This is a genomic window from Polyangiaceae bacterium, assembly GCA_020633235.1.
Classification (GTDB): domain Bacteria; phylum Myxococcota_A; class Polyangia; order Polyangiales; family Polyangiaceae; genus JACKEA01.
In genome coordinates, this window is sequence record JACKEA010000009.1 from 292188 (window position 1) to 317789 (window position 25602).

At 67.2% G+C, this 25602-nt stretch carries 23 protein-coding genes; 14 read left to right on the forward strand and 9 right to left on the reverse strand.

What is annotated here, in order from left to right; all coding sequences use genetic code 11:
- The first annotated feature begins 68 nt into the window (after positions 1 to 68).
- Complete coding sequence (gene mdh, locus H6717_39325) at positions 69 to 1007, forward strand: malate dehydrogenase (protein ID MCB9583156.1); 939 nt, start codon at positions 69 to 71, stop codon at positions 1005 to 1007.
- A 54-nt stretch (positions 1008 to 1061) separates the two neighbouring features.
- Here mdh and H6717_39330 read toward each other — a convergent pair whose 3' ends face one another.
- Positions 1062 to 1841 carry an RMD1 family protein gene (locus H6717_39330; protein MCB9583157.1) on the reverse strand — a complete coding sequence of 260 codons (780 nt, stop codon included), beginning with the start codon at positions 1839 to 1841 and terminating at the stop codon, positions 1062 to 1064.
- A 70-nt stretch (positions 1842 to 1911) separates the two neighbouring features.
- Here H6717_39330 and H6717_39335 point away from each other — a divergent pair, with 70 nt between their 5' ends.
- Complete coding sequence (locus H6717_39335) at positions 1912 to 2409, forward strand: CBS domain-containing protein (protein ID MCB9583158.1); 498 nt, start codon at positions 1912 to 1914, stop codon at positions 2407 to 2409.
- Between the two features lie 4 nt (positions 2410 to 2413).
- Here the strand turns inward: H6717_39335 and H6717_39340 are convergent, their stop codons facing one another.
- Genes H6717_39340 through H6717_39355 form a run of 4 tightly spaced genes read right to left on the reverse strand, consistent with a single transcriptional unit; the run spans position 2414 to position 7359 of the window.
- Positions 2414 to 3736, reverse strand: a complete 1323-nt coding sequence (locus H6717_39340) for a hypothetical protein (protein ID MCB9583159.1) — start codon at positions 3734 to 3736, stop codon at positions 2414 to 2416.
- Between the two features lie 21 nt (positions 3737 to 3757).
- Complete coding sequence (locus H6717_39345; protein MCB9583160.1) at positions 3758 to 4171, reverse strand: gamma-glutamylcyclotransferase; 414 nt, start codon at positions 4169 to 4171, stop codon at positions 3758 to 3760.
- A gap of 9 nt (positions 4172 to 4180) precedes the next feature.
- A complete protein-coding gene (locus H6717_39350; protein MCB9583161.1) occupies positions 4181 to 5848 on the reverse strand; it encodes a serine/threonine protein kinase in 1668 nt (555 codons plus the stop codon).
- 2 nt (positions 5849 to 5850) lie between these two features.
- Positions 5851 to 7359: a protein kinase gene (locus H6717_39355; protein MCB9583162.1), complete on the reverse strand. Its 1509-nt coding sequence runs from the start codon at positions 7357 to 7359 to the stop codon at positions 5851 to 5853.
- Between the two features lie 59 nt (positions 7360 to 7418).
- On the opposite strand from H6717_39355, the gene H6717_39360 reads away from it, so the two are divergent.
- The 3 genes from H6717_39360 (at position 7419) to H6717_39370 (ending at position 12337) form a co-directional block, all read left to right on the forward strand.
- A complete protein-coding gene (locus tag H6717_39360) occupies positions 7419 to 9488 on the forward strand; it encodes a hypothetical protein (protein MCB9583163.1) in 2070 nt (689 codons plus the stop codon).
- A 77-nt stretch (positions 9489 to 9565) separates the two neighbouring features.
- Positions 9566 to 11410, forward strand: coding sequence for a hypothetical protein (locus tag H6717_39365; protein MCB9583164.1), 1845 nt, complete (start codon positions 9566 to 9568; stop codon positions 11408 to 11410).
- Between the two features lie 60 nt (positions 11411 to 11470).
- Positions 11471 to 12337, forward strand: coding sequence for a cyclic nucleotide-binding domain-containing protein (locus H6717_39370; protein ID MCB9583165.1), 867 nt, complete (start codon positions 11471 to 11473; stop codon positions 12335 to 12337).
- A gap of 8 nt (positions 12338 to 12345) precedes the next feature.
- On the opposite strand, the gene H6717_39375 is transcribed toward H6717_39370, so the two are convergent.
- Positions 12346 to 14262: a serine/threonine protein kinase gene (locus H6717_39375; protein ID MCB9583166.1), complete on the reverse strand. Its 1917-nt coding sequence runs from the start codon at positions 14260 to 14262 to the stop codon at positions 12346 to 12348.
- 81 nt (positions 14263 to 14343) lie between these two features.
- Between H6717_39375 and H6717_39380 the strand changes: the two genes are divergently transcribed.
- Positions 14344 to 15699 carry a hypothetical protein gene (locus H6717_39380; protein MCB9583167.1) on the forward strand — a complete coding sequence of 452 codons (1356 nt, stop codon included), beginning with the start codon at positions 14344 to 14346 and terminating at the stop codon, positions 15697 to 15699.
- Between the two features lie 592 nt (positions 15700 to 16291).
- Here H6717_39380 and H6717_39385 read toward each other — a convergent pair.
- Positions 16292 to 16804, reverse strand: coding sequence for a DsbA family protein (locus tag H6717_39385; GenBank protein MCB9583168.1), 513 nt, complete (start codon positions 16802 to 16804; stop codon positions 16292 to 16294).
- A 180-nt stretch (positions 16805 to 16984) separates the two neighbouring features.
- Between H6717_39385 and sucC the strand changes: the two genes are divergently transcribed.
- Positions 16985 to 18181, forward strand: a complete 1197-nt coding sequence (sucC, locus tag H6717_39390) for an ADP-forming succinate--CoA ligase subunit beta (GenBank protein MCB9583169.1) — start codon at positions 16985 to 16987, stop codon at positions 18179 to 18181.
- A gap of 42 nt (positions 18182 to 18223) precedes the next feature.
- Positions 18224 to 19120, forward strand: coding sequence for a succinate--CoA ligase subunit alpha (gene sucD, locus H6717_39395; GenBank protein MCB9583170.1), 897 nt, complete (start codon positions 18224 to 18226; stop codon positions 19118 to 19120).
- Positions 19121 to 19379: 259 nt separating this feature from the next.
- Here the strand turns inward: sucD and H6717_39400 are convergent, their stop codons facing one another.
- Together H6717_39400 and H6717_39405 are read right to left on the reverse strand one after the other, a co-directional pair.
- Complete coding sequence (locus tag H6717_39400) at positions 19380 to 19829, reverse strand: DoxX family protein (GenBank protein MCB9583171.1); 450 nt, start codon at positions 19827 to 19829, stop codon at positions 19380 to 19382.
- Positions 19830 to 19894: 65 nt separating this feature from the next.
- Positions 19895 to 20848 (reverse strand): sigma-70 family RNA polymerase sigma factor, encoded by a 954-nt coding sequence (locus H6717_39405; GenBank protein ID MCB9583172.1) that lies wholly within the window; start codon positions 20846 to 20848, stop codon positions 19895 to 19897.
- A gap of 204 nt (positions 20849 to 21052) precedes the next feature.
- Here H6717_39405 and ndk point away from each other — a divergent pair, with 204 nt between their 5' ends.
- The 6 genes from ndk to fdhD all read left to right on the forward strand — a co-directional run bounded on the left by ndk (position 21053) and on the right by fdhD (position 25597).
- Positions 21053 to 21466 carry a nucleoside-diphosphate kinase gene (gene ndk, locus H6717_39410; protein MCB9583173.1) on the forward strand — a complete coding sequence of 138 codons (414 nt, stop codon included), beginning with the start codon at positions 21053 to 21055 and terminating at the stop codon, positions 21464 to 21466.
- A 210-nt stretch (positions 21467 to 21676) separates the two neighbouring features.
- Positions 21677 to 22315 carry a hypothetical protein gene (locus H6717_39415; GenBank protein ID MCB9583174.1) on the forward strand — a complete coding sequence of 213 codons (639 nt, stop codon included), beginning with the start codon at positions 21677 to 21679 and terminating at the stop codon, positions 22313 to 22315.
- 39 nt (positions 22316 to 22354) lie between these two features.
- A complete protein-coding gene (locus H6717_39420) occupies positions 22355 to 23179 on the forward strand; it encodes a 2,3,4,5-tetrahydropyridine-2,6-dicarboxylate N-succinyltransferase (GenBank protein MCB9583175.1) in 825 nt (274 codons plus the stop codon).
- Positions 23176 to 24237 carry a succinyl-diaminopimelate desuccinylase gene (locus H6717_39425; protein MCB9583176.1) on the forward strand — a complete coding sequence of 354 codons (1062 nt, stop codon included), beginning with the start codon at positions 23176 to 23178 and terminating at the stop codon, positions 24235 to 24237. The genes H6717_39420 and H6717_39425 overlap by 4 nt, the downstream gene beginning before the upstream one ends.
- Positions 24234 to 24791 carry a hypothetical protein gene (locus H6717_39430; protein ID MCB9583177.1) on the forward strand — a complete coding sequence of 186 codons (558 nt, stop codon included), beginning with the start codon at positions 24234 to 24236 and terminating at the stop codon, positions 24789 to 24791. The genes H6717_39425 and H6717_39430 overlap by 4 nt, the downstream gene beginning before the upstream one ends.
- Entirely contained in the window at positions 24788 to 25597 is an 810-nt protein-coding gene (fdhD, locus tag H6717_39435) for a formate dehydrogenase accessory sulfurtransferase FdhD (GenBank protein ID MCB9583178.1), read from the forward strand. Before H6717_39430 ends, fdhD begins: the two co-directional genes overlap by 4 nt.
- The last annotated feature ends 5 nt before the right edge of the window (positions 25598 to 25602 follow it).

A 25602-nucleotide genomic window follows, 5' to 3' on the forward strand; every position in this document is an offset into this window, starting at 1 on the left:
GGGTGAGGCACAACGGATGTTGGGCGCCGAGCGCGGCCCGAGCGCCCAGAGACAGAAAGGTTTTTCCAATGGCACGAAGGAAGATCGGTCTCATCGGCGCGGGCAACATCGGCGGCGAGCTCGCCAACCTGTGCTTGACCAAGCAACTCGGCGACGTGGTGCTGTTCGACATTCCGGCGAAAGAGAAGTTCGCGCAGGGCAAGGCGCTGGACCTCGAGCAATCCAGCTCCGTCTCCGGCGCGGATGGGAAGGTCACCGGCAGCAGCAACTGGGCAGACCTCGCCGGCGCCGACGTGCTCATCATCACGGCCGGCATTCCCCGTAAGCCGGGTCAGAGCCGTGACGACCTGGTGGGCACCAACCTGCCGATCATTCGTGACGTCGCGGACAACGCCAAGAAGCACTGCCCCAAGGCGTTCACCATCGTGATCAGCAACCCGCTGGACGCCATGGTGTACGAGTTCAAGCGCCGCACCGGCAAGCCCGGCGCAGAGGTCGTGGGCATGGCCGGCATGCTGGACAGCGCTCGTTTCAACCTGTTCCTGGCGCGAGAGCTGGGCGTGAGCGTGAAGGACGTGCGCTCCATGGTGCTCGGCGGCCATGGAGACGACATGGTGCCGCTGCTCTCCTACTGCACCGTCAACGGCGTGCCCCTGCAGCAGCTGATCGACAAGGAAAAGCTGGACGCAATCGTGGCCCGCACCCGCAAGGGCGGCGGCGAAATCGTGGGCCTGATGGGCACCAGTGCCTTCTACGCGCCGGCGGCGGCCGCGGTGGCCATGGCGGAAGCCTACCTCTACGACCAGAAGCGGCTCATGCCCTGTGCCGCCTACTTGGAAGGCGAGTACGGCTACAAGGACATGTACATGGGCGTGCCGGTCGTCATCGGTGCCGGCGGCGTGGAGAAGATCGTCCAGGCAGAGCTCACCGCGGAAGAGAAGGCCATGCTCGAGAAGAGCGCGGCCAGCGTGCAGAGCGTCGTGGACGTGGTGAAGAAGTCTTCCTGAGGCTCTTCGCCCGTGCGATCGCGGCCGCTCACCCTTCGGGGCGAGCGGCCGCCATCATTTCAGCTGCACCAAGCTGAGGCCGATCTCGATCACGATCAGCCCCACGATGGCGGCTTCCAACAGAACCAATCGGCGGTCCCGCGCGATGTCCAGCACCAGGCCCAGGGTTTCCTGCACGCTCCCGAGCTTGGCCTCGAGCGCCGCGTAGCGATCCGAGAGATCGAACTCGTCGCGCAGGTCGTCGTAGATGCGATCCATCTCCGGGTCGTCCCAAGTCGCGTCCGGCTTGTCCAGCAGGTGCAGCACGGAGATCACGTCCGTGCGCGTGCTGACCGCCTCCGCCATGAAGCGATGCAATCGGCGGGTGCTGAGGGACATCGTGCCGCGCTGTTCGAGCCGCGCGACTTCCGCCCGCGTGCGCTCGAACAACTGCTCGATGACCCGCTCGTAGTATTCCATCGCCGCGCTCTGAGCCACGGTCAGGGCCACGATGCCTGCCCGCGCCGGCGTCAGCCGGTCCACGGTGAGCACGCCCCCCTGCATGGCGCTGACGGCGCCCGCCACCTCACGAACGACCAGCTCTTCGCAATCGAGGTGCTTCGTCAGCGAAGGACGGAGTGTGCTCAGGCGGCGCAGCTCCGCGTCCCGATGCTCCCGTGGAACATCACGAAACACCACGGCTCCGAAGGCGAAGGCGAACACCTCACCCTGGTACAATGCCGCTCTACGTTCGTGCGGCGGCCCCTTGGCTTCGGGGAAGAGCAGACCGAGCTCCTTGGGCGGCAGCGCGTCTTCGAAGGCGACAGCGAAGAACCCGTGGCTGTGTTCCGACATTCAGCGATGAAGGTAGGTCTCGTTCGTACACCGCGGTACGCCCCTCACTGCTCGAAATCATGGAGGCACAGTGCATCGAGTCACCTTCGACCCGAACATCTGTCATTCATGGTCCATGCACTCGGCGGTGAACAAGTCGGTCATCACCATCAAGGAAACCGAATCGGCCTTGGCGGCCGCTCGCTTGATGAAGGAGACCGAAACTGGATGTCTGCTGGTCGTGGACGGCGACGGCAAGCTGACCGGGATCCTCACCGGACGTGATCTGGTGCTCAACATCCTGGCGCCGAACGAGAAGGCAGAAGAGCTGCGAGTGAAGCAGGTGATGACCCGCCAGCCGATGACTGCGCGCGTGGATCAGGTGTCCCTCCGGGAGCTCGCCAAGACGCTGGGCCGCGGTCGCGTGCGGCGGCTGCCCGTGGTGGACGCCGCCAATCGCCCGGTGGGGATCATCACGCTGGAGGACATGCTGGTGCACTCCGCGGACGTGCTGCACTCCTGCGCCGCCGCGGTCTCCCCCTATCTCACCGTGGCGCGGCTTCGCTCCGCGAGCATTCACCGCGATTAGCAGTTCACTTCACGATCGTGGTGCAGCCGAACTGCACCGCTATCTCCACGTTGCCGGTCTTCACGCCCGCCTGCTCCGCGAAGTCGCAGGAGCTCGGGCACAGCACGACCTTCGTCGGGTTCTGCTCGTCGTCGTAGTACCAGCCGCCGTTCTGGTCGCAGGCGCTGGCCCCCGTCACCTTGAACAGCGTGGTGGTGGTGGCGCCACCGACGATGCCCACGTTCACCTTCTTGGGGTCGAGCGTGCCGCTGCTGGGCGTGGGCAGTGCGAGCTCACAGGTCAGCTTGGTGTTCTGGCTCACGGCCTGAGCCACGGCATCGAAGAACGGCGCCCAGGCGCTGGCCCCCGCGCAGATCTGAGCGCGCACGCCTCCGGTCTTCTGTACCAAAGTGGTGTACGTGGGTCCGGAGCTCGGAGGTGAGCTGCCGCCGGAATACTGGCACTTCACGTTGGGGTCAGAGTCCGAGCCCCAGCCGTACAAGCCGCTGAACACGTAACCGTCGAACAGGCCGCCCCAGGACGCGTCCAGGATGCCCGGCGGCAGCGTGGTGGAGTTGAACGGGTCCTTCCCGCCGGTGAAGTTCTCGAAGTCCGTGGGCAACAGGCGCGAGTTGTCGTCGCTCACCACCACGATGGTCTTGGTGGCCGCGGCGCGCAGCTGGTCCTTCCAAGGCTCTCCGCCTTTCGCTTCCCCGTCGGCGTAGCCCGCCGTCTGGCCCAGCGTCCCCAAGAACTGCTCCAGCGGCTGCGTGCTGCGAATGTCGATGCTGGACTGGAAATACCGCGGACCGTTGCCGCAGTTCGCGTCCCCCGCCAGGGGCGGTGGAATGCAGACGCCGTAGCGGTTCGAGCCGCCCACCACCACGGGATTCGTCTTGGTGCGGTAGCTCAGCATGATCACCCGGTAGTCCAGGCTCTTGCCGGCGATCAGGTTGGCGAAGGCGTTCAGCCCCTTCGTCACTTCGTCGATGGCCGGCTGCATGCTCACGGAGTTGTCGACCACCCAGATGATGTCGACGGGAAGCAGCTCCGGTGTCGCCTTCTCGGTCACCGTCGCGCAGGCGGCGTCCGGATTGAACGGAGCGTCCGAAGGTGGCGCGTCCAAACCGGCTTCGTTGATCAAAGCGCCCCCCGTGCCGCCAATCCCGCCACCCCCGGTGCCGCTCTGCCCGCCGGCGTCGTTCGCGACCCCTCCACCAGCACCGCCCCCACCTCCGGACGCGCTCGCGGCGCACGCGCCCAAGAGCCCCGCCGCAACGGTCCAGAGCAGCACCTTGCCCATCGTCACGAGCGTAGCTCGCCCGCTGCCGGCGTGCGACACCGTCACGAAGGTGTCACCTACAGTGTCCTACCTGCCGCGACGTGCCCAGGCGCTCTTGGGTCGTTCGCGCGCGGGGGCGAAACGGCGACGCCAATCGCCGTGACGCAAGCGGCGCCGTGCCCGCGCCTGATCGGCAAAAACCAAATAGGCTTCGGCCTCCGAGCCATCCGCCAACTCCACCGTCCCCCGGTGAAAGCGTGCAGGGTGATCCGAGTGCTTGTCGCAACGCGACAGGGTTTCGTAGCTCAGCTCGTAGAGCTCGCCGAAGACCTCCGTGTTGCCCCCCTCCAAGAGCCCCGCCAACGTGTTCAGCTCCACCAAGGTGTACTTCGGCTGCGTCTTCGCGGGGCCGAGGGACTTCGCGTCCGTCAGGAGCTCGTGATTCGGCTGCCCTCTGAGGTAGGTGCCGTACACGAACAGGCGAAAGCGCTTGTCGGCCATGTCTTGGATCTACATTGCTCCACAGTCATCGGGAACCACCTTGTTCCCCTGCCCGCGGGCCACGGACCAGCTGCCTCCCGCCGGAGTGGCGGCGAAGGTCGCCGTGGTCTTGCCCGTCGCAGGCAGGGCCGCTTTCTCCAATACCTGGCCGACGCTGCAGCTCGGCTTCCCTGCGGCACCCAACGTGCAGGGCCCCGTCGCAAGCTCGGTGACGTAGACGCTTCCCGCAACGGCGGAGACGCTCACCATGCAGGGCGCCTGGATGCGTTCTTTGGAGCGAAAGGTGTAGGAGACGGTGGCCGTGTTGGATCCCAGATCCACGGTGCCGTTCTCCCTCGGCTCGACGACGCTGATCACCGCCAGCTCCGCATCCGGGATGAACTTGGCGGCGAGCTTCTGTGCGTACTCGATGCGAGCGACGGGATCGAAGTGGCGAACGTCGCCGTCCACGGTGTCGCTGTACATCCGCATGGTCGATCCCGTAGAGGTGGTCGTCGCAGACGCGGAAGCGGCGCTGCCTCGCGTGCCGCTCCAAAGTCCGATGCCGAACGCACCCACGACCACGAGGCCCAGCACCAGCACCAGCGCCAGGGCCAGCGCAGCGCCCAATATCAGCGGCAGCCGCGACTTCGAAGCCGGCGCCGTGGTGACGAAGGTGCCGGGCGCCGTGGGCGGCGTGAAGGACGCGCGGGGCGTGGGGCGCACGGGCTCTGCCGAGCTCGGATGAATGGACAGCGGCTCGTAGCTCTGCTCCGGCAGGTAGCGGGCCACTTCTTGAAGAGCGTGGGCCAGCTCCGCAGCGCTCTGGAAGCGAAGCGCCGGGTCCTTCTCGAGAGCGCGAAGGATCACCTGCTCGTATGCCGGGGGCAGGGTTGGCGCGAGGCGCGTGGGCGGCTCGGGTCGCACCTCGATGTGGTGGCGCAGGATCTCGAACAGCGAGTCCGCCTCGAAGGGTCGACTGCCCGTGACGGCCTCGTACAGCACCACGCCGAAGGAATAGATGTCGCTGCGGGCGTCTGCCGGGAGGCCGCGGGCTTGCTCCGGCGACATGTACTGCGGGGTTCCCAGGAGCGACCCGGTGCGAGTGGCGACATCTCCCGCACCGAGCTCCGGCTTGAGCTTGGCAATGCCGAAATCCAGCAGCTTGACGCGACCGCGGCTGGTGACGAACACGTTGTCCGGCTTCAGATCACGATGGACGATGCCGTGCTGGTGCGCCGCGGACAGCGCATCCAACGCTTCCACGGCGAGGGTCGTGAACGTGCCCAGCGGGAGGGCGCCGCGCTCGCTGATGTGACCCGAGAGCGGCGCGCCCTCCAGGAACTCCATCACGATGTACGGACGCCCGTCGGGCAGCAGCGCGAGATCCAGCACGTTGACGATGGCCTCGTGGCGGATCACGTTGACGGCGCGCGCCTCGGCGAAGAAGCGTTCTACCAACACGGGGCTCTCCGCGTGGCTGACGCTGAGCACCTTGAGGGCGACACGGCTGCCGATGCTCGGCTGCACCGCGAGGTACACCACGCCCATGCCGCCCCGACCGGCCACTTTCGTGATCCGGTAGCTGCCCACCAGCGTTCCGATCAGCGGGTCACTCTCATAAACGAGGACGGTGCCGTCTTCCGTGCAAAACCCGGCGCTATCCGCCGAAAATCCGCACTTGGGACACACGAACATGCTCAGGGCACCGTCACGCTGAAGGGGAGCTGCTCGGAATGGGCGTCCGGCGCGTCGTAGGGAGGAACCGTGACAGCGTACATGATGTCACGGACGCACGCCTTCGAGCCCCCCATTCCGGTGATGATCATCGGTCCCTTGCCCGTGTTGCGGAACCCCTTGAAGCCCGTGTAGGACTCCGACAGAGCTGCCGACTTCTTGGACTTGCACTGCGACGCGGCTTGCTGCTCTGCGGCGCGCAAGCGCTGCTCGGCAAGAGCGCGGTTGAAGGGCTTGGACGACGCCACAGTTGCAGAAGGCGCGGGGGCGGCGCTGACTGCCGGGGCAGTGGCTGTTCTGGCCTTCGGCGCGGGCGCGGCGGCGACCTCGAGGGGCTTCGGGGCGCTCGAGGTGGCGCTCGCCACCGGGGGGACCGCGCTGGGCTCGGGCGACGCCACACTGACCGCCGGCATTGCGCTGGATGGCTGCGCCGAAGCGCTCTCGCCTGGCGTGAGGAAGAAATACGCGCCGGCAACCACGGCGACCGCCGCAAAGCCTACCCCGACCACGATGACGCCGAGGAGCAGGAGCAAGCCCGAACGGCGCTGCTGGCGTGGGGGGCTGGAAACCGCGGCCACAGCAGGTAGCGTCTCGAAGCCTGCCAGGCGCTCGAGCTCGAACAGCGCCTCCGACGCGGTTCGAAAACGCTGCGAGGGCTCGCGATCCACGGCGCGGGAAAACCAGGCGTCGAAGCCCGGCGGGACGCTAGCCCCATACTCGCCGGCGCGCGCCGAAGCGGCAATCAACGGTTCCACCAACGCTTCGCGCATCACTGCTTGCAGCGAGCCTTGCGGATCGTTGGCGGCGCGGAAGTAGTGGCACCCGGTCAAGAGCCGAAAGGCGAGTAGGCCCAACGCCCATACGTCTGCAGCGGGGGTGATCATGGCGCGCGGATCGCTCTGCTCCGGCGCCATCCACAGCGGCGTGCCGATGGTGGCCGTAGATGCGTCGTTGGCCTCCGCCACCAGCTTCGCGATGCCGAAGTCCAGCACTTTGACGTGCACGGACGTATCGGCGCTGTGAGCCCGAGCCAGGAACACGTTCTCCGGTTTGATGTCGCGATGCACGACGCCGGCGGCGTGAGCAGCACCGAGGGCGTGGCACAGGGGACGAAAGATACGCAGCACCTCTCCGAGAGGCAGCGGGCCCCGCGCCCAGCGCGCGAGATCTTCTCCGTCGAGCAGCTCCATCGCGAGCCACGGGATCCCGAGCGTCGGGTCCACCCCGGCGGCGATCACCTGCACCACGTGCTCGCTCGCGATGTGACTGCCGACCCTTGCTTCTTGCACGAACCGATCGCGGAGCCTCGGTTCTTGCACCAAGGTCGGATGCATGACCTTGAGGGCGCGGAGCTGTCCGGTGCTGAGCTGCTCGGCCACGTACACCGCGCCCATGCCCCCCGCGGACAGCGGGCGCACCACACGGAACTCGCCGCCCACGACGGTTCCGGGAGTCAGCTCCGACACCATCATCCCACCATCCAGCGTACTCGCATTTGGCCGGAGGGCGCCACGCGCTATGCTCCGCTGCAATGCGACGCTTGGCTTGGCTCGTGGTGTGCTGCTTGGGGATGGCCGCTTGCGGCGGTGACGACGGCGCGGGCGGTGGCACGGGCGGCAGCTGCGCCGACTGCGTGCCCGACGGAACCCTGGGCCTCATCGATCTGAGCGTGGACCTGAGCGACCCGGCGCACTTCTTCGACGCCCCCTACCCAAGCGACCTGCGCCTCGGCGCCGACGGCCACCCGAACCTGGACGGATTCCCGAACCCCAACGACATCGGCATCCTGTCCGGCCTGCTCGCGAACGCGAAAGAGGCACGCGGGTTCCCGGTCATCCCCGTGGCGCACTTCCGCTTCACCGCGCCCATCGCCGGTCGTAGCGTCGAGGACCTGGTCCCGGCGGACAAGACCTCTCCCATCTTGCTCGTGGACGTGGACGAGGCTTCTCCGGAGCGCGGCCGGCTGATCCCGGTGCTGGCGGAGACGCCCGCGCCGGACATCTACGTGCCGGAGAATCTCCTCTCCGTCGCACCGCGCCCGGGCTTCGTGCTGCGACCCGAGACCCGCTACGCGTTCGTGGTGATGGCGTCCGCCAAGGACGCCGAGGGTGCCGACCTCGCTCAAACGCCGCTCCTCAGGCGCCTGCGAACCCACACACCGAGCGGAGACGCCGAAAAGGCTGCCGACGCCCTGTACACCCCACTATGGGACACGCTGAAGAGCGCCGACATCCCGGCGGACAGCGTGGCCAACGCCACCGTGTTCACCACCGGGGACGTGGTCGCCGACCAGTACCAGCTGAGCCAGGGCGTCGTCGACGAGTACGACCCCACCATCGAAGACCTCGCCCCCGTCGACGACGCCGAGGTGACCGAAGCGTGCATCGTCTCCGGCACCATCAGCTATCCCGAGTTCCAGAAAGGAACGCCGCCGTTCAACACCGAAGGGCGCTTCGAGCTCGATGGCAACGGCCTGCCGATCGAGCAACGCACGGAGGTCGCGCCCATCAAGATCGTGCTGCCCAAGACCGAGATGCCCGCCGGCGGCTACCCGCTGGTGCTCAACATCCACGGCTCCGGCGGCTACAGCATCGCCATGGTGCGCCCCGTGGGAGACGACGGCCTGCCCGGCGCTCCCATCGGTCCCGCCCTTCCCTACGCCGTGCGCGGGTTCGCGACGGCGGGCAGCGCCATGCCCCTCAACCCGGAGCGCCTGCCCGGGGCCGCGGAGACCGCCTACCTCAACGTCAATAACCTCGCCGCCATGCGCGACACCTTTCGCCAGGGTCAGATCGAGCTGCGCCTGTTCTTGAAGGCGCTCGAAAAGCTCCAGATCGACCCCGCGGCCCTCGGCAGCTGCACCGGCCCCACGCTTCCGAACGGCGAAACCAGCTTCCACTTCGACCCCGGGCAGGTGGTGGTCACCGGACAATCCATGGGCGGCATGTACACCAACATGATCGCCGCCATCGAGCCGAAGCTCCGCGCCGCCGTGCCCACCGGCGCCGGCGGCCACTGGACGCACTTCATCTTCCACACTCCGCTGCAGGGCGGGAACTTCCCGAAGCTCCTCGGCTTGATCTTGGCCACGCCGGAGACGCTCTCCTTCTTGCATCCGGTGCTGGGCATCGGCGCCGCCGCGTTGGAGCCGGCGGATCCCATCGTGTTCGTGCCCCGCATCGCACAGCGCCCGCTTCCGGGGCACCCGGTGCGCCCGGTGTACGAGCCCTGCGCCCCCAACGACAGCTACTTCGCACAGGAGACCTACGACGCCATCGCCCTGGCCTACGGCCACCAGCAAGCCGGCAGCGAGCAGTGGCCCAGCATGCAGCAAGCTCTGGCCCTCAAAGGGCTCGACGGCCTGCTGGGCTTCCCGGTGGAGGACGACCTCACGAACGAGGAAGGGGAAGCCTTCACGGGGGTGGTGCTTCAGTTCGCGCCCCAAGCGCTACCCGGAGAAACCAACGCCGACGGCCACGCCATCTACTCCCACCGGAACGACGTAAAGTACCAATACGGCTGCTTCATCGAGTCCTTCTTGAAGACGGGGCACGCCCGCGTGCCCGCGCCGCAAGACGACTGGACTGCCGCCTGTCAGTAGGGGGTCTTGGGTGTCGGTCCGCCGCGGTAACCCCACGTGGAGCCCGCGCGGGAAATCCCGTAAGCTTCGGGATCGGGATGAAACGGCTCATTCAATGGGTGTTGGCGGCGGGTGTCGCCCTGGTGGCGGCGAGCTGCGCTCAGTCGAGCGACGATCCGAGCCCCGGAGGGCCCGGCGGCGGATGTCAGAACGGCCAGACCACGTGCGGTGGCGCGTGCGTCGACCTGAAATCGGATCCGAACAACTGCGGCGATTGCGGAAACGCCTGCCAGAGCGGTGAGGCTTGCTCTGCGGGGAGCTGCGAGGGCGGCTGTAGCGGGAGCCTGGCGCAGTGTGGCGCCTCCTGTGTGGACGTCCAGACCAGCACCAGCAACTGCGGGAGCTGCGGCAACATTTGCACCGTTGGCGACGTCTGCTCCCAGGGCAAGTGCCAAGGCTCGTGCGTGGGCGGCACCACCCAATGCGCCGGCACCTGCGTCGATACCAACACGGATCCCGCCAACTGCGGCACCTGCGGCAACATCTGCGGAGCCGGGGAAGTCTGCTCCGCCGGGCAATGCAGCGTGCAGTGCTCCGGCGGCCTCACCACCTGCGACGGCAAATGCGTCGATACGCAGGCGGATCCAAACCACTGCGGCGCGTGCGGCAACGCCTGCGCCGTTGGCGCAGGGGAGGTCTGCTCTCTGGGGCAGTGCTCCCTGCAATGCTTGGGCGGCACCGAGAACTGCAGCAACAAGTGCGTCGATACGGCGCTGGATCCCGCCAACTGCGGCAGCTGTGGCAACGCCTGTCAGAGCGGCGAGGTGTGCAGCGGCGGGCAGTGCGCGGTTCAATGCTCCGGCGGCACCACCAATTGCGCCGGCAAGTGCGTGGACACCGGCCTCGATCCCAACAACTGCGGCAGCTGCGGCAACTCGTGCGGCAGCGGGGAGAGCTGTCAGAACGGGCAGTGCACCTTGGTGTGCTCCGGCGGCCTCACCAAATGCGGCAACAAATGCGTGGATCTGACCTCGGATCCCGCCAACTGCGGCAGCTGCAGCAGCCCCTGTAGCGCCGGCTATCAGTGTCAGCAGAGCCAGTGCAAGCTGGTGTGCTCCGGCGGCAGCACCAACTGCAGCAACACCTGCGTGGATCTGACCAACGATCCCAACAACTGCGGCGCCTGCGGGACCAAGTGCACCACCGGGCAGAGCTGCGTCAGCGGGGCCTGCACGCTGGTGTGCTCGGGGGGCACCACCAAGTGCGGCAACCAATGCGTGACCCTGAGCACGGATCCGAACAACTGCGGAAGCTGCGGCAACAAGTGCGCGTCCGGGCAGAGCTGCCAGAGCGGCAGCTGTACCGTCGTGTGCAGCGGCGGCACCACCAACTGCAGTAACCAGTGCGTCAACCTGCAGACGGATCCGAATCACTGCGGAACGTGCACCAAGGTGTGCAGCGCCGGTCAGGTGTGTCAGTCCGGCAGCTGCGTCTCCACGTGCAATCCCAGCACCAACATCGGCACCTCCGCCACTGGCAGCAGTAGTGGCGGCGGCCTCTCCACCTACGGCTATGGCCCGGAACAAATGGTGGACGGCAAGCTCGAAGCGTCGTGCAGCACCGATCCGTACCATTGGATCACGGCAGGCACTTCGCCGGGGTCGTCCTGGGCTCAGCTCGCGTGGTCGAGCTCCAAGACCGTGGCGCGCATCTCGATCGACACGGGCACCGGCTGCGCCGGGCGCATTTTGGCCGGAGCCACCATTCAGTGGTGGAACGGCAGTGCGTGGGTCACGGCGGGCACCGTCAGCGGCAAGACCGGCGACTGGTCCTTCACCTTCCCAAGCGCCGTACAGACCACGAAGATCCGCCTGTACGGTGTGTACACCGTGTCCGGCAGCATCAATCCCGTCATCTACGAGTGGCAGGTGTTCTCCTGCTGAGCCCTGGCGGTTATACTCGCCGACCCCATCACGTCGGCGTGCGCCGCCGGGAGGCCATCGATGACCGTTTCACCCGCCGAGCTGCGGAAGATTCCGCTATTTTCCAACATCACGGATGAGCACCTGCAAACCCTGGTGGCCGCCTTCGAGCTGCGCTCGCTGCCCGCCGGGGAGGTGCTGTTCGAGGCCGGCGCGGTGCCGGAGCGGTTTTTGATCCTGGTGCGCGGCTCGGTGGCGCTGAAGGAGGGCAACGAGGAGCGCTTTCGCCTGCGCCCCATTGCGCCGGTCGGTGAGCTAGCCGCCATCACGGGGCTGGAGCGGCGCATGACGGCCGTCACCCTGGAGCCTTCGGAGGTGCTGAGCATCTCCACGCAGAAGTTGATGGAGTTCTGCGAGCAGCACGGAGACGTCGCCTTCCCCTTCCACTACAACCTGCTGCACGTGGTGGCGGACAAGGTCAAGCGCGACCAACGCCGCGTGGCGGAGATGCAGCACAACATCATCACCACGCAAAAGGCGATGAAGCGCATGCGGGACGCCCTGCTGGAGGGCGAGGACACGCCGCTCCACAAGCAACTCTTCGACGAGCTCGAGAAGCTCATCGAGCAGAACAAGAAGGGGCGCTACCTGGTGGAGCCCGCCCGAGCGTTGCCCACCAACGTGCGGCTGGACAACGGCACCACCGTCCCCGTCACTGCCCTATCCAGGGAGTGGCTGAAGTTCGCTGCCGGAAAGTCCGCACCGTCCGTGGGCAAGGACTGGAGCGGCGTGCTGGTTCTACCGGGACACGAGCTGGCGGTGAGCGGGCGCGTGGACCACGTGGAGGGCGACGCCGTGGCGGTGAAGCTGGACATGCTCATCGACGAGTACGCCCACGCCCTGGACGACTACCTCACCCGCTTGCAGATGCTCGACGTCGTGCTGTAGCGCACCCGTCAGCCCTCGGACTGAACCTCGGCGAACAGCTCCCGCAGGTGCCACGACTGCACAATGGTTCGGCGCTGCGCCGCCATCAGCTCGTCGTGCAACCAGCCGGCAAATAGCGCCGGTAGCGCGACGAAAGTGGCACTGCCGTACACGAACGCGAGCAGCATCGGTCCCTCGGAGAAGGCCAGCGCCCGCGAGTAGAGCACGATCTGCCCGGGCTCGAAGGAGTACGCAGGCGCAAAGATGCCCAGCGCTTCCACGCCGTAGGGCAAGAGGGCGCCCAGCGTGATGAGTGTGATCGCCACCCGGCGTTCGCTGGGCGTCACGTGGGCCACGAAGAACATCAACACGCCCGCCGCCAGGGCGGGCACCAGCGCGAAGGGACCCGCAAGCGAGCTGACGAGCCCCACCAAGGTCGCCGTGAGTAGGCTGAGCACGTGGGCATGCAGCGCGCGCGTTCGTTGTCGTGAGGACCAGAACGCGAACCCCGCGCAGGCGACGCCCGCTATCGTGAGCGCGACGATGGCCGACCAGCTCCGCACGCCGATCCAAAGCGCCAGCGGGAAGGTCGCCAGCATCGCGCAGAACCCGAGCGCCCCCATGCGGGCGCCCCGGGCGCGCAGTCGATCCACGTGCACGCGGTACTCCTCTTCAGCCTGCGCCGGAGCCGGGCCCTCCACGTCCACCAACAGCTCCACCATCAGCTTCTGCGCCGCGACGTTGTCGGAATCCAGCGCCAGCGCCTTGACCACGTGGCGCATGGCGCTCACGCGCCACCCGGTATCTGCGCCCTCGTCGCTGGCCAGGGCACGCGCTTTCTGCACGTGATCGCGGGCCAGGGCTCGGCGCGCCTCACGATCGCGGTCGCCCTCCAAGAACCGCTCCAGAGCCTCGGCCAGCTCGCCCACACTCTCGCTGCGATCCGTGAGCTCCGGCGCAGTGGCGCGCAGGCACAGCTCGTCGAGCTCCGGTGGGATGTCCGGATCCACGTCTCGAGGCCGCTTCTTCTCCCCCGCCGTCACCCGCGCCACCATGGCCGGAAAGCTCTCGCTCTTGCGAAACGGTCGTAGGGTCAAGATCTCGTACAGCACCACGCCCAGCGCGAACACGTCCGCGCGTCCGTCTACCGTGAGGCCCTGCATCTGCTCTGGCGCCATGTAGCCCAAGCTGCCGACCAGATCTCCGCCGCGCGTCAGTCCCATGGACGCATCCAGCACCACGGGCAAGCGCTCGTCCTCGTCGCTGGCGTCCTTGTCCACCCGCGCGACGCCCCAGTCCAGGACGTAGACTTCGCCGTAGTCGCCGATCATGATGTTGCTGGGCTTCAAGTCGCGGTGCACCACGCCGCGGACGTGGGCGTAGTGCACCGCGTGGCACGCCTGGGTGAAGGCGGCGAGCAAGCGGCGGCGCCCGAAGCGTTCACGCGTCTCGGTATCGCCCCGTGCCGACAGCTCCAAGATGCGTGACAGGGTCTGCCCACGCACACGTTTCATGGTGAAGAACGGCTGGCCCTGTTCGTCGAAATCGAGGTCATACACGGGCACCACGGCGGGGTGCTCGAGCTGCCCTTGGATGCGCGCCTCGCGCAAGAAACGCCGCCGGGTGGCCTCGCCGCTCAGGGGCTCCAGCAACCGCTTCACGGCGACGTGACGCCCGATCCGCGCATCCCGCGTGAGCCGCACCTCCCCCATCCCGCCGGCGCCCAGCACGGGTCCCGCCTCGTAGCGCTCCTCGTCCTGAACCACGCGCTCGCCGGCATCGGTGTACACCGGCACGATGTCCGCCTCGCCCGTCGCCAGATCGAAGGTGACGCCGCTGCTCTCGGCAGCCTTGTCCCCCGACTCCGCGACCAGGGTCGGCCCCGTGGCGTCTACCTCTGCCACGGTCTCGACCATGTCCTGAGCGGCGACCTGCTCCTTGTCCATACCGCGCAGTCTATAGCCGGACCGCCGCGTCTCGCTTCCCCGAACTTTTCCTACGGATCGACATCAGTTAGACAGAACAAGATGGCTGCGCACCTGTCGCGGATCACGATGGCGCTGTGCCTCGCGGGCTGCGCATCCCCCGAGCTCCCCAAGGCCAGTGCCCCTGCCGCCGCCCGCCCAAGGCCCGTCAACCGCAGCGCGTCCACCGCGCCCGTTGCCGAGACTTCCGCGCCGGCTCCCAAGTGTGACGCTCTCTCGGCGCGCGCCGCAGCCAAGCCCCAGGATCCCATCGCGTCGCCGATACCGTTCATCGAGCTGCCGAAGAACTTGGAGCCGCTGTTCGAAAAATGGGCAGCGCTCGAGCGAAAGAGCCGCACGGAGCCCGTACGCATCGCCTTTTACGGCGACTCGAACCTCACGCTGGACGGCATCAGTGGCGCTCTGCGTCGCGACCTCCAAGGCCGCTTCGGTGACGCGGGCCACGGCTTCCTCGGCTTGGGGATGCCCTTTCGCGGCTATCGTCACATGGACGTGAGCCGCACTCACGTCGGCTACTGGCGCACGTACATCTTCACCCACGGGGAAAAGCCCAAGGTCGGCGGCTTCGGCGCCGCCGGCATGGCCGCCGCCACCGGAGAAAAGCGCGCTCGCGTTCGCATCACCACCGCGAAAGAAGGCTCGCCCGTCGGCACCCGCGCCAGCCGCTTCGGCGTCTTCTTCCTGCGGCAGCCCGGTGGCGGTCGCTTCGTGCTCGAGGTCGATGGCGAGCCGAAGCGCGAGGTCGACACCGAGGCCGCGAGCGAGAGCGTGGCCCTCGAGTGGGCGGAGACCGAAGACGCGCCGCACACCTTCGTGGTGGAGAACCTCGAGAAGCGCTTCGTGCATTTCTACGGCACCGTGCTCGAGCGAAAGATGCCGGGCACCATCGTCGATTCTCTAGGTGTCACGGGCTCCACCTACGGTGCGCTGGCCCAGCTCGACGAGACCCGCGTCCGCGAGATGCTCGCCCTCCGCCCCTACGACATGGTCATCTTCATGCTGGGCACGAATTTCTGGAACACGGAGGAGAACCCGGAAGGGCTGAAGAAGCTCGTCGCCCTGCACCAAAGCGTCACGCCCGGTGTGCCCATCCTGGTGCTGATGCCGCCGGACCACGTGAAGACCAAGAGCTCCACGCACTCGGATCCCCGCATCTTGCGCGTGGTGGAGCAGCTCGCCGAAGCCGCGCGACAGGCCAAAGTCGCTCAGTGGGACCTACGCCAGGCGATGGGTGGCGACGGCTCCATGTGGACGTTCCGCCAGCGCGGCTTGGCGGGCGACGACATGTATCACCTCACCGACACGGGCGCGCGCATCATGGGTCATCGCCTGGGATACGCACTCTTGAACGCGTACCAGAGCTACGTCCAGGCGCATCCGCAATCGGGGTGTAGATAGGGAAGGGATTTGTTCTCGGTGATTCGCCAAAGGCGAATCCCCTCGGGGTTCTTCTACTCCGCTCCAACCGGCAGCGCCCTGCGACTCCTCCGTCGAGAGGAAAAGCAGGCGCCCGGCCTCGCCGGGTTCTCACTCACCTCTCAGTGCCAAGACGCGATCTGATCATGCCAAAGACCGTCCATGTGGTTCCAGCGAACGGGTCCCTGCCCGTTCGCGTTCTGACCTGACACGACCTGGACTGCCCGTTCGCGTTCTGACCTGACACGACCTGCACTGCCCGTTCGCGTTCTGACCTGACACGACCTGGACTGCCCGTTCGCGTTCTGACCTGACACGACCTGGACTGCCCGTTCGCGTTCTGACCTGACACGACCTGGACTGCCCGTTCGCGTTCTGACCTGACACGACCTGCACTGCCCGTTCGCGTTCTGACCTGACACGACCTGGACTGCCCGTTCGCGTTCTGACCTGACACGACCTGCACTGCCCGTTCGCGTTCTGACCCGACTGCTTGTGCCAAAGGCGTGCCGGTTGCGATCAGATTGAAGCCCACTGGATTTGTCGATCCGCCGCGGAAGCAGCGTGGTGTGGGTCACTTGGAGACGAGCTGGCGAAGGACTTCGTACGGTTGAGCACCGACGACGCCGCGCCCTTCGCACACGAACGTGGGCACCGCGGTGACGCCGAGCTCGCGAGCGTACTGCCAGTCCGCGTCCACCACGTCGGCGAAGCTTCGCTCCGCGAGGGCGCGGCGAGCGTCGCTCCCGTCGAGGCCCACGCTCTCGGCGATGCGCACGAGGGCGTCTTCGTTGGCGATGTCGGTGCCGTCCACGAACACCGCACGATACAGGGCTCGGTGGATGTCCGGCTTGCCGTGCGCCTCTCCGAAGGCGCCGAGCTCCTGCGCCTTCCGGCTTTGATGCAGCATCTTGGAGGGCGAAAACTCGAGGCCTTCCTGGGCGCACAGCTCGCTCAGACGGCGGTGCGCAGCATCCACGTCGAAGCGACCACGGAACAGCTCCGTGAGAGGGACTCCCTGCTCCGGTGTCTCGGGATGGAGCGGAAAATGCCGGTGCACGAGCGTGAGCTGGAATTCCTCTGCCAGGCGTTCAGTACGGACCGTACTGAGATAGCACCAGGGTCAAACGTAGTCGGCGAACACTTCGAGCTTCGTCATGGAGGGGACCTTGCCACGGACGGGAAGCGGTTGCCGCCCGTTGAGGCCTGATCTAATCCCTGGGCGCGCTCATTTCGGCGCATTCCCAAGCCAGAAGAAGAGAGATCGATGAAGATCCACGAGTATCAGGGCAAGCAGATCTTCGCGAAATACGGCATCCCGGTGCCCAAGGGCATCCCGGCGTTCACGGCCGACGAAGCGGAGCAAGCCGCCAAGAAGCTGATCGACGAGACCAAGACCCCGGTCGTGGTCGTCAAAGCTCAGATCCACGCGGGTGGCCGCGGCAAGGGCGGCGGCGTCAAGGTGGTGAAAGATGGCCCGGCCGCGGCGCGCGGCATCGCCGAGAAGCTGCTCGGCTCGCAGTTGGTCACCCATCAGACGGGGCCGGAAGGGCAGACCGTGCGGCGGCTGTACATCGAGCAGGGGCTCGACATCGCGCGGGAGCTGTACCTTGGCCTGGTCGTGGATCGCGAGAAGCGGCGCATTGCGCTGATGGCGTCCACCGAGGGTGGCGTGGAGATCGAGAAGGTCGCCGCGGAGACGCCGGAGAAGATCCTGACCGAGCACATCGATCCCGTGATTGGTTTGGGTGGCTACCAGGCGCGGAAGCTCGCGTTCGGCCTCCAGATCACCGACGGCGTGCCCGACAAGAAGGCCACGCTGAAGAAGTTCTCGGCGCTGGTCACCAAGCTGTGCACCCTGTTCGAGAAGGAAGACTGCTCGCTGTGCGAGATCAATCCGCTGGTGGTCACCAAGTCCGGTGACGTCATCGCGCTGGATTCGAAGATCAACTTCGACGACAACGCCGGGGATCGCCACAAGGAGTGGGCGGAGCTCCGGGATGCCAGCGAAGAGGACCCGGTGGAGCTCGAGGCCAAGGGCGCCGGGCTTTCCTATGTCTCGCTGGACGGCGACATCGGATGCCTGGTGAACGGGGCGGGCTTGGCCATGAGCACCATGGACATCATCAAGCACTACGGCGGGGAGCCCGCGAACTTCCTGGACGTGGGCGGCGGCGCCACCAAGGAACAGGTGGAGACGGCGTTCAAGATGATCCTCTCCAGCAAGAAGGTGAAGGGCATCTTCGTCAACATCTTCGGCGGCATCATGAAGTGCGACGTCATCGCCGAGGGCGTGGTGGCGGCGGTCAAGGAGCTGGGCCTCCAGGTGCCCCTCGTGGTGCGCTTGGAAGGCACCAACGTCGAACGGGGCAAGCAGATCCTCGCGGACAGCGGCCTTTCGATTCAACCCGCAGACACGATGGCGGACGGCGCACAGAAGATCGTCGCCGCCGTACGCGGCTGAGCATTCGAGAACCCTCATCAACGGCAAAAGGCGCTTTTCAAAATGGCAATTCTCGTAGGCAAAGACACCCGCGTCGTCGTCCAAGGCATCACCGGCTCCGCCGGTTCGTTCCACACTCGTCAGTGCATCGCGTACGGCACCCAGGTGGTGGCCGGCTGCACTCCCGGCCGCGGCGGCGAGAAGTTCGAGGCCGAGGGGCCCGACGGCAAGAAGATCACGGTTCCGGTGTTCGACACCGTGGCCGAGGCCGTGAAGGCCACCGGCGCAGACACCTCCTGCATCTTCGTGCCGCCGCTCGGCGCAGCGGACGCCATCCTCGAAGCAGCGGACGGCGGCTGCTCTCTGGTCGTGGCCATCACCGAGGGCATCCCCGTGATGGACATGATCCGTGCCCGCCGTGCTCTGGAAGGCCAGAGCGTCAAGCTCATCGGCCCCAACTGTCCGGGCATCATCTCTCCCGGCGCGTGCAAGATCGGCATCATGCCCGGCCACATCCACAAGGCCGGCAAGTTCGGCGTGGTCAGCCGCTCCGGCACCCTCACCTATGAAGCCGTCGGTCAGCTCACGGCCCTGGGCATGGGTCAGTCCACCTGCATCGGCATCGGCGGGGATCCCGTGGGCGGCATGGACTTCGTGGACGTGCTGAAGCTCTTCAACGAAGATCCGAACACCGAAGGCGTGATGATGATGGGCGAGATCGGCGGCAACGCCGAGGAGCGCGCCGCGGCGTACATCAAGGAGCACATGAAGAAGCCGGTCGCCGGCTTCATCGCGGGCACCACCGCGCCGCCCGGCAAGCGCATGGGCCACGCCGGCGCCATCATCAGCGGCGGCAAGGGCACGGCGAAGGACAAGATCGCCGCCCTGGAAGCCGCAGGCGTGAAGGTCGCCCCCACTCCCGCGGAGATGGGCGCCACCCTCAAGAGCATGCTCTCATAGTCCCGCCCGCCCACGCCCAACCCCCCAACGCGACTCGCTCCGCTTTGTGGTCGCTCGTCGCGGGCTCGCTTCGCTCGCCGCGATTCTTGCCCGCGACGACCATCCGGACGGATGCGCGACGTGCGGAGCGGTGGCGAGCTCGTCTACGGACGAGCTCGCAGCTGCCCGGCTCGGCTGCGCCCGGCTCCCACGCCTCGGCTCACCACCGCGGCGCGGAGCCCGAGGTTCCGCGCCGTGAAGACCCCCGGGCTCTCGATCCTCAGTCGCCTGCCGCTGCCCCTTGCTCTCGACCTCCGCTCCAGGGCACCAGCGCGCGTAACCGTGCATCTCGAAGCCAGAGGCCAAGCCACAACGCAACGCCCATGTACACTGGGAACAGCGTGTGGCTCGGCAGCGGATTGCCAACGCGCACGTGGGTCGCGACGGCTCCGCCCAGGTAGCCGGTGAGCAAGATGGCGCCGAGCACCCGCGTGCGCGGCACGACATAGAGCACGACGCACCCCAAGAGCACGACGCCAAGGGGAAACACGACGGACGCCGAGTAGCCAAGCTCTTCCGTGGCCTTCAGCGCGGGCTCGGCCCGCGCCAGCTTCATTGCGGCGTCGAGCAGCAAGAAGGCCGACGTGAGTCCACTGAGCACCCTCCCCGTCCACCGCGCACCATTCGAGATCATTGAGTTTTCGTCTCCGGGCTCCGTTCGGAGCTCCATGCTTGCCAGGGTCATGACCCTTCGACCGACGGCCGAGGCGAAACTCATCGCTGCGGGGTGATTTTTCAGCTCGCAGGGAGATGAGCGGGCAGGTCGAAGCGGGGGAACAGCGTCTCCGTGTCCAGGAACGAGAGGACCGAGACAATGCGATCGGCCGAGATGCCCAGCACGATGAGGGCCCAGGGGGCGTGGCCCCCCTCGGGATCCGGTCGATACTGAGCGAAGGCCGGCGCCGCGGACGCCCGCACGGGTATCAGACGCGATCCGCGGCAGCCGGAGCCGGGCCCGAGCTGCCACTCGCGAATGGTAGCGGGGCCGCGCAGCCACAGCGACAGCGGCGGCATGGACAGCGTGGCGTCCTCGTGGAGCAACGCCGCGAGCTGCTCGACGTCGTAGCGCTCGAACGCCGAGGCATATTGCTCCACCAATGCCGCCTGCTGGGGCGTGAGCTCGCTGGGCGTGGGGCTGGGCGCCGCGTTCGCGAGGGTCGCACGGGCGCGCTGCAGAGCGCTGTTCACCGCCGCCACGCTGCTGTCGAGGCCCGCCGCGATCTCCGCGGCGGACCAGCCCAGCACTTCGGCCAACAGCAGCGCAGCGCGCTGCTTGGGCGGCAGCTCCTGAAGGGCCGCCACGAAGGCGAGGCGAATGCTCTGCCGAAGCTCGGCAATCTCGGACGGATCGGCGGCTTCCGGCAGCACGCGCGCTTCGGGCACGGGCTCCACCCAGTGCGCATGCGGAAGCTGTCCGAGGTCCGAGCCGATCGAACCCTCCGGCGCGAAGAGCGTGGGCAAGTGCCGGCGCTTGCGCTCGGCCAGGTGATCGAGACACACGTTCGTCGCGATTCGATACAGCCACGTGCCCAGCGACGCGCGACCATCAAAGCCGTCGATGGCACGCCACGCGCGAACCAGCGTCTCTTGCACCGCGTCTTCGGCGTCCACGATGGAGCCCATCATCCGGTAGCAATGCCCAGTCAGGGCACCGCGATGCGCTTCGAGCTCGGCTGCGCTCGCCACCATGCGTCCGAAGGACGCTACCACGACGCCGGAACGGGACGGGGCTCGCGCCGCCCCAACATCCCCATGGCCAGGTGGCTCAGGTTGGAACAAAACTACCCCTTCGCAAGTATTGAAAAAGTATGTTGATATTCGGTCTTCCGTGCCGTAAAGACCCCTCCGCCGGAGGTGGGGAAGGACCTTACAGCTCGGGTGAAATCCATGTCGATTCAGCGAACCCTCTGCATCATCAAGCCGGACGCCGTCGAAAAGCGCGCGCAAGGCTCCATCCTTCAGCGTTTGCAGGCTGAGGGCTTCCAGATCTTGGGCATGCGGCAGCTCACGTTGTCGCGCAAGCAAGCGGAAGGGTTCTACGAAGTGCACCGCGAGCGTCCCTTCTTCGACGAGCTGTGCACGTTCATGACCCGCGGCCCCGTCGTGGTGGTCGCGCTGTCGCGAGAAAACGCCGTGCAGCATTATCGCGACGTGATCGGCGCTACGGATCCCGCCAAGGCGGCGGACAACACGATCCGCAAGTTGCACGGAACGAACGTGGGGGAAAACGCCGTCCACGGCTCGGACTCGGAAGAAAACGGCATCAAGGAGTGCGCGTACTTCTTCGCGGGTCACGAGCTGCTCTGATTCCAGAGCATGCAAACCGGCAGGCCTCCGACGTCGCCACCGAGCGAGGCTGAAGAGCAGCGCCTCACGTTGGCGCGCGGCGGATTGCGCGACGCATTGGGGAGCCTGCGCAATCTCGAACAGCTGCTGCACAGCCTGCGGGTAGGACCACGCGCGGTATCGTCGGTCCTGCCCGCGGTGCATGCTTCGTGCAGCTTGATCACGCGTTCGATGAACGAGCTGCTCGAGGCGATGACGCCGCGCTTGCCCAGTCGCGAGCCCATCGATGCCATTCGCGGCTACGTCACGCCGAGGGTCCAAGAGCTCGATCGCGCGCTGGCCTCGGCCATTCCGAAGCCGATGTACGCCAAGAATCGGCTGAAGCTGGAGGGCGTAGTCACGCGCCTGGCAGCGGAGCTCGACGCGGCCCGGGAGCTGGTGGATCTGCTCGACGGGGCCGCCTGGGCGCGTCCCGTGCGGGTGGAGCTGGGAGAGCTGCTCCGAGGCGCGGCCAAACGCGAAGGCCGCTCGGATCCACCGGGAACCCGCATGGTGGAGGTCACCGTCGCCCGCACCGAGGCCGCAGAGGCGCTGGTCGCCCCCCGCGTGGTGATGGGACTCGCGGCCATTGGTGCGGCCTGGGTGGCGGCGCTCCGCACGGACGCTTCACCGCACATCCGGGTTCGGGACGGGAGCGGCGTGAGCGGGCTCGACATCTCTTTCGAGGCACGCTCGGGCGACGTGATGACTCTCGCCGTGCCGCCGTTGCTCGAGCCCACGCTGCCCTGTGCCGAGGCGGCCGCCACGCTGTCGGGTGCGAAGCTCTCCTACATGGAAGCCCCCCCGTCCTTCTCCCTCGAGTGGCGCTGAGCGCTTGCGACGCGCGGCCCCCGAAAGTATTTCGCCTGCATGAAGGAAGCGGAGATCCGCGCGGCCGTCGAGGCCGCCTACGAGGACCGCGCGCTGCTCGAGAGGGCGAGCCATCGCGACGCCGTGCTGGAGGCCATCGCTCTGCTCGATCGCGGCGAGATCCGCGTGGCGAGCCAAGATGCCCCGGGCAAATGGACCACGCACGCCTGGGTGAAGCAGGCCGTGCTGCTCTACTTCGGCGTTACCCACATGGAAAAGGGAAACGTGGGGCCCATCGAGTTCTTCGACAAGATCCCGCTGAAGAGCGGCCTCGACGAAGCGGGCGTGCGCGTGGTGCCGCCGGGAACGATTCGCTATGGCGCCTTCGTGGAACGCGGCGCAGTAGTGATGCCGGGCTACGTGAACATCGGTGCCTGGGTGGGCGCTGGTACCATGGTGGACACCTGGGCCACCGTCGGCTCGTGCGCGCAGATTGGCAAGAGCTGCCACCTCTCGGGCGGCGTGGGCATCGGCGGCGTGCTGGAGCCACCCGGTGCGCAGCCGGTGATCGTGGAAGACGGCTGCTTCATCGGATCGCGCGCCATCATCGTGGAGGGCATGCTGGTGGAGTCGGAGGCCGTGATCGGCGCCGGCGTGACGCTCACTGCGTCCACCGCAATCATCGACGTGACGGGCAGTGAGCCGGTGGAGATCCGCGGGCGTGTTCCCGCCCGCAGCGTGGTGATCCCCGGCATGCGTCCGAAGAAGTTCCCCGCCGGTGAGTACTCCGTGCCCTGCGCGCTGATCATCGGCCAGCGCAAGGAGAGCACGGACAAGAAGACCACGCTGAACGCCGCACTGCGCGACTTCGCGGTGGCCGTGTGAGCCTCGGCGACACGCTCCTGTGGCTGTGCCGCATCGCTTCTCCCATCGGGGAAGAGCGGGAACTGTGCGACAGGGTCGTGGAGCGGCTCACCCCGGTGCGCCGAGCGGGGGACATTCGGCGCTTTGGAGACTCCATCGTGGTGCCCTTGGTGCGGGGCTCCGGCGGACCCCACGTGGCCCTCGCGGGGCATCTGGACGTGGTGCGCACCGTGCACGAGGGGGAGCCGCGCATCGAAGGGGATCGGCTGTACGGCGCCGGCTCCGCGGACATGAAGAGCGGTCTCGCGCTGATGCTGGAGCTGGCGGAAAGCGACGCCCGCCCCAGCGTGGATCTCACGCTGGTGTTCTACGCGCGGGAGGAGGGGCCATTCTTGGAGAACGAGCTCGGCCCCGTGCTGGCCCAAGACCCCGAGCTGTCCAAGGTGGACTTCGCCGTGGCGCTGGAGCCGAGCGACAACAAGCTGCAGCTCGGTTGCGGCGGCTCCGTGCACGCCACCGTGCGCTTTCACGGTCGCACCGCTCACAGCGCGCGACCTTGGCAGGGGGACAACGCGATCCACAAGGCGGCCGGTTTGCTCGCACGCCTCTCCGCGCTGCCCCCCGAACGGGTCACGGTGGACGGTCTCGAGTGGGCGAACGTCGTCAGCGCGACGTTGGCGTCCGGCGGCCGCGGCCGCAACGTGATCCCGGACGTGTTCGAGCTGAACTTGAACCGTCGCTTCGGACCGGATCGCTCCCTGAACGCCGTGCTCGACGAGATCCAAGAGCTGGTGGGAACGGACGCGGAAGTGGAGTTCACGGACAAGAGTCCGGCGGCGCCTCCTCTACGCAACCACCCGCTGGTGCGTGCCCTGGCAGACAGCGGCGTGCTCGCCGTCGAGCCCAAGCAAGCCTGGACGGACGTCGCCCGTTTCGCCGAGCTGGGCGTTCCCGCCGTGAACTTCGGCCCCGGCGTGCAAGCACAAGCCCACCAGAAGAACGAGTGGACGCTGGTCTCTCAGCTCGAGACCGGGCGCGAGATCCTGCGGCGCTGGCTCACGACCATCGGAGCGACGTGACGCGGCGGCGACTGGCTTTCTGCTGCCTGTCGCTCGCTCTGGCGAGTTGCGACGGCGGGCAGAAGCAAGCGCCCCGAGCCGAGCCCTCCGCCGCTCCCCAGGCCGCACCGTCACTGCTGCTGGCAGCGAACCTGCTGCCGGCGCTGGATCTACTGAAGAGGCAGGCAGGGCCGAACATCCAAGCTCTGGAGCTGGATGCCTATCCCGATCATTTGGTTTTGAAGGCGCGAGACCCGGCGCTGCCGGCCCGCGTGTTGCAGCACGTGTACCGAGATGGTCGGCTCGAAAAGCCCGTCCCCGTACGCCTCTTGGGCGCCGGCAAGCTGGACGAGAATCTGTTTCCCCTGAGCGACGCCCAGCTGGATGCGATCCCCGAGCTGTGTCGGAGTGCCGTGAAGACGGTGGACGAGCGCTTCGGCAAGGTGAGCCACGTGTTGCTCCGACGGAACCTGCCCCTCGACGAGAACGTGCAGTTCCGCGTCTACGTTCAGAGCCCTGCGAAGGACGGCTACGTGGACGCCGACGCCTCCGGCAAGCTCCTCGGAGGCGGGTGAGCTCCGCCGTCACCCGCACCCCGCTGGTGCGTCACGGAGCTGGAGCCGCAGGCGAGGTGTCCGACTGGGTGGTCGTGGAAGAGCCGCTGGAGATCCGCATCGCCGGAGAGCCGCTGGTCGTGACCATGCGCACGCCGGGACACGATCACGAGCTCGCCGCGGGGCTCTTGCTGTCGGAGGGCTTGATCGCGTCGCGCGCGGACCTCGGAACCATGTCGCACTGTGGCCGAGTGGACTCCGAGGAATATGGCAACGTGCTCGACGTAGTGGGCGCGCCGGGCGTCGTGCTGGAAGTTCCCGAGAGCAGCGGGCGACGCTTGCCGATGACCGCTTCCTGCGGCATCTGCGGTCGGCAGAGCATCGACGCGCTGTTCGAGCGCGTGGGGACGCTCACGGATTCACTCGTGGTACGCGCTGCTCGGATCGTCGAGCTTTCCCGCGGGCTGTCGGCAGCGCAACCCGGCTTCGAGCGTACCGGCGGCCTGCATGCGGCCGGGATCGCGGCCCCGAACGGAGCCTACCTCTGCGTGCGGGAGGACATCGGCCGCCACAACGCGGTCGACAAGGCCATCGGTCGTCTGTTGCTCGATGACGCCCTGCCCTCCGGAGGCGTGTTGGTCGTCAGCGGTCGCACGTCCTTCGAGATCGTCCACAAGGCCTGGGTTGCTCGCATCCCCGTGCTGGTCGCTGTTTCCGCGCCCAGCTCCCTGTCGATCGCGACGGCGCGCCGCGCGGGCATCACGCTCATCGGCTTCAGCCGGGGCGACGGCTTCAACGTCTACACGCACGCCCAACGTATCGTCTAGAGCGC

Bases quoted from the DNA above. Each gene is read 5' to 3' on its own strand.
- mdh (MCB9583156.1), top strand. From the start codon at position 69: ATGGCACGAAGGAAGATCGGTCTCATCGGCGCGGGCAACATCGGCGGC.
- H6717_39330 (MCB9583157.1), bottom strand. From the start codon at position 1,841: ATGTCGGAACACAGCCACGGGTTCTTCGCTGTCGCCTTCGAAGACGCG.
- H6717_39345 (MCB9583160.1), bottom strand. From the start codon at position 4,171: ATGGCCGACAAGCGCTTTCGCCTGTTCGTGTACGGCACCTACCTCAGA.
- H6717_39350 (MCB9583161.1), bottom strand. From the start codon at position 5,848: ATGTTCGTGTGTCCCAAGTGCGGATTTTCGGCGGATAGCGCCGGGTTT.
- H6717_39355 (MCB9583162.1), bottom strand. From the start codon at position 7,359: ATGATGGTGTCGGAGCTGACTCCCGGAACCGTCGTGGGCGGCGAGTTC.
- H6717_39360 (MCB9583163.1), top strand. From the start codon at position 7,419: ATGCGACGCTTGGCTTGGCTCGTGGTGTGCTGCTTGGGGATGGCCGCT.
- H6717_39365 (MCB9583164.1), top strand. From the start codon at position 9,566: ATGAAACGGCTCATTCAATGGGTGTTGGCGGCGGGTGTCGCCCTGGTG.
- H6717_39370 (MCB9583165.1), top strand. From the start codon at position 11,471: ATGACCGTTTCACCCGCCGAGCTGCGGAAGATTCCGCTATTTTCCAAC.
- H6717_39375 (MCB9583166.1), bottom strand. From the start codon at position 14,262: ATGGACAAGGAGCAGGTCGCCGCTCAGGACATGGTCGAGACCGTGGCA.
- H6717_39380 (MCB9583167.1), top strand. From the start codon at position 14,344: ATGGCTGCGCACCTGTCGCGGATCACGATGGCGCTGTGCCTCGCGGGC.
- sucC (MCB9583169.1), top strand. From the start codon at position 16,985: ATGAAGATCCACGAGTATCAGGGCAAGCAGATCTTCGCGAAATACGGC.
- sucD (MCB9583170.1), top strand. From the start codon at position 18,224: ATGGCAATTCTCGTAGGCAAAGACACCCGCGTCGTCGTCCAAGGCATC.
- H6717_39400 (MCB9583171.1), bottom strand. From the start codon at position 19,829: ATGGAGCTCCGAACGGAGCCCGGAGACGAAAACTCAATGATCTCGAAT.
- H6717_39405 (MCB9583172.1), bottom strand. From the start codon at position 20,848: ATGGTGGCGAGCGCAGCCGAGCTCGAAGCGCATCGCGGTGCCCTGACT.
- H6717_39415 (MCB9583174.1), top strand. From the start codon at position 21,677: ATGAACGAGCTGCTCGAGGCGATGACGCCGCGCTTGCCCAGTCGCGAG.
- H6717_39420 (MCB9583175.1), top strand. From the start codon at position 22,355: ATGAAGGAAGCGGAGATCCGCGCGGCCGTCGAGGCCGCCTACGAGGAC.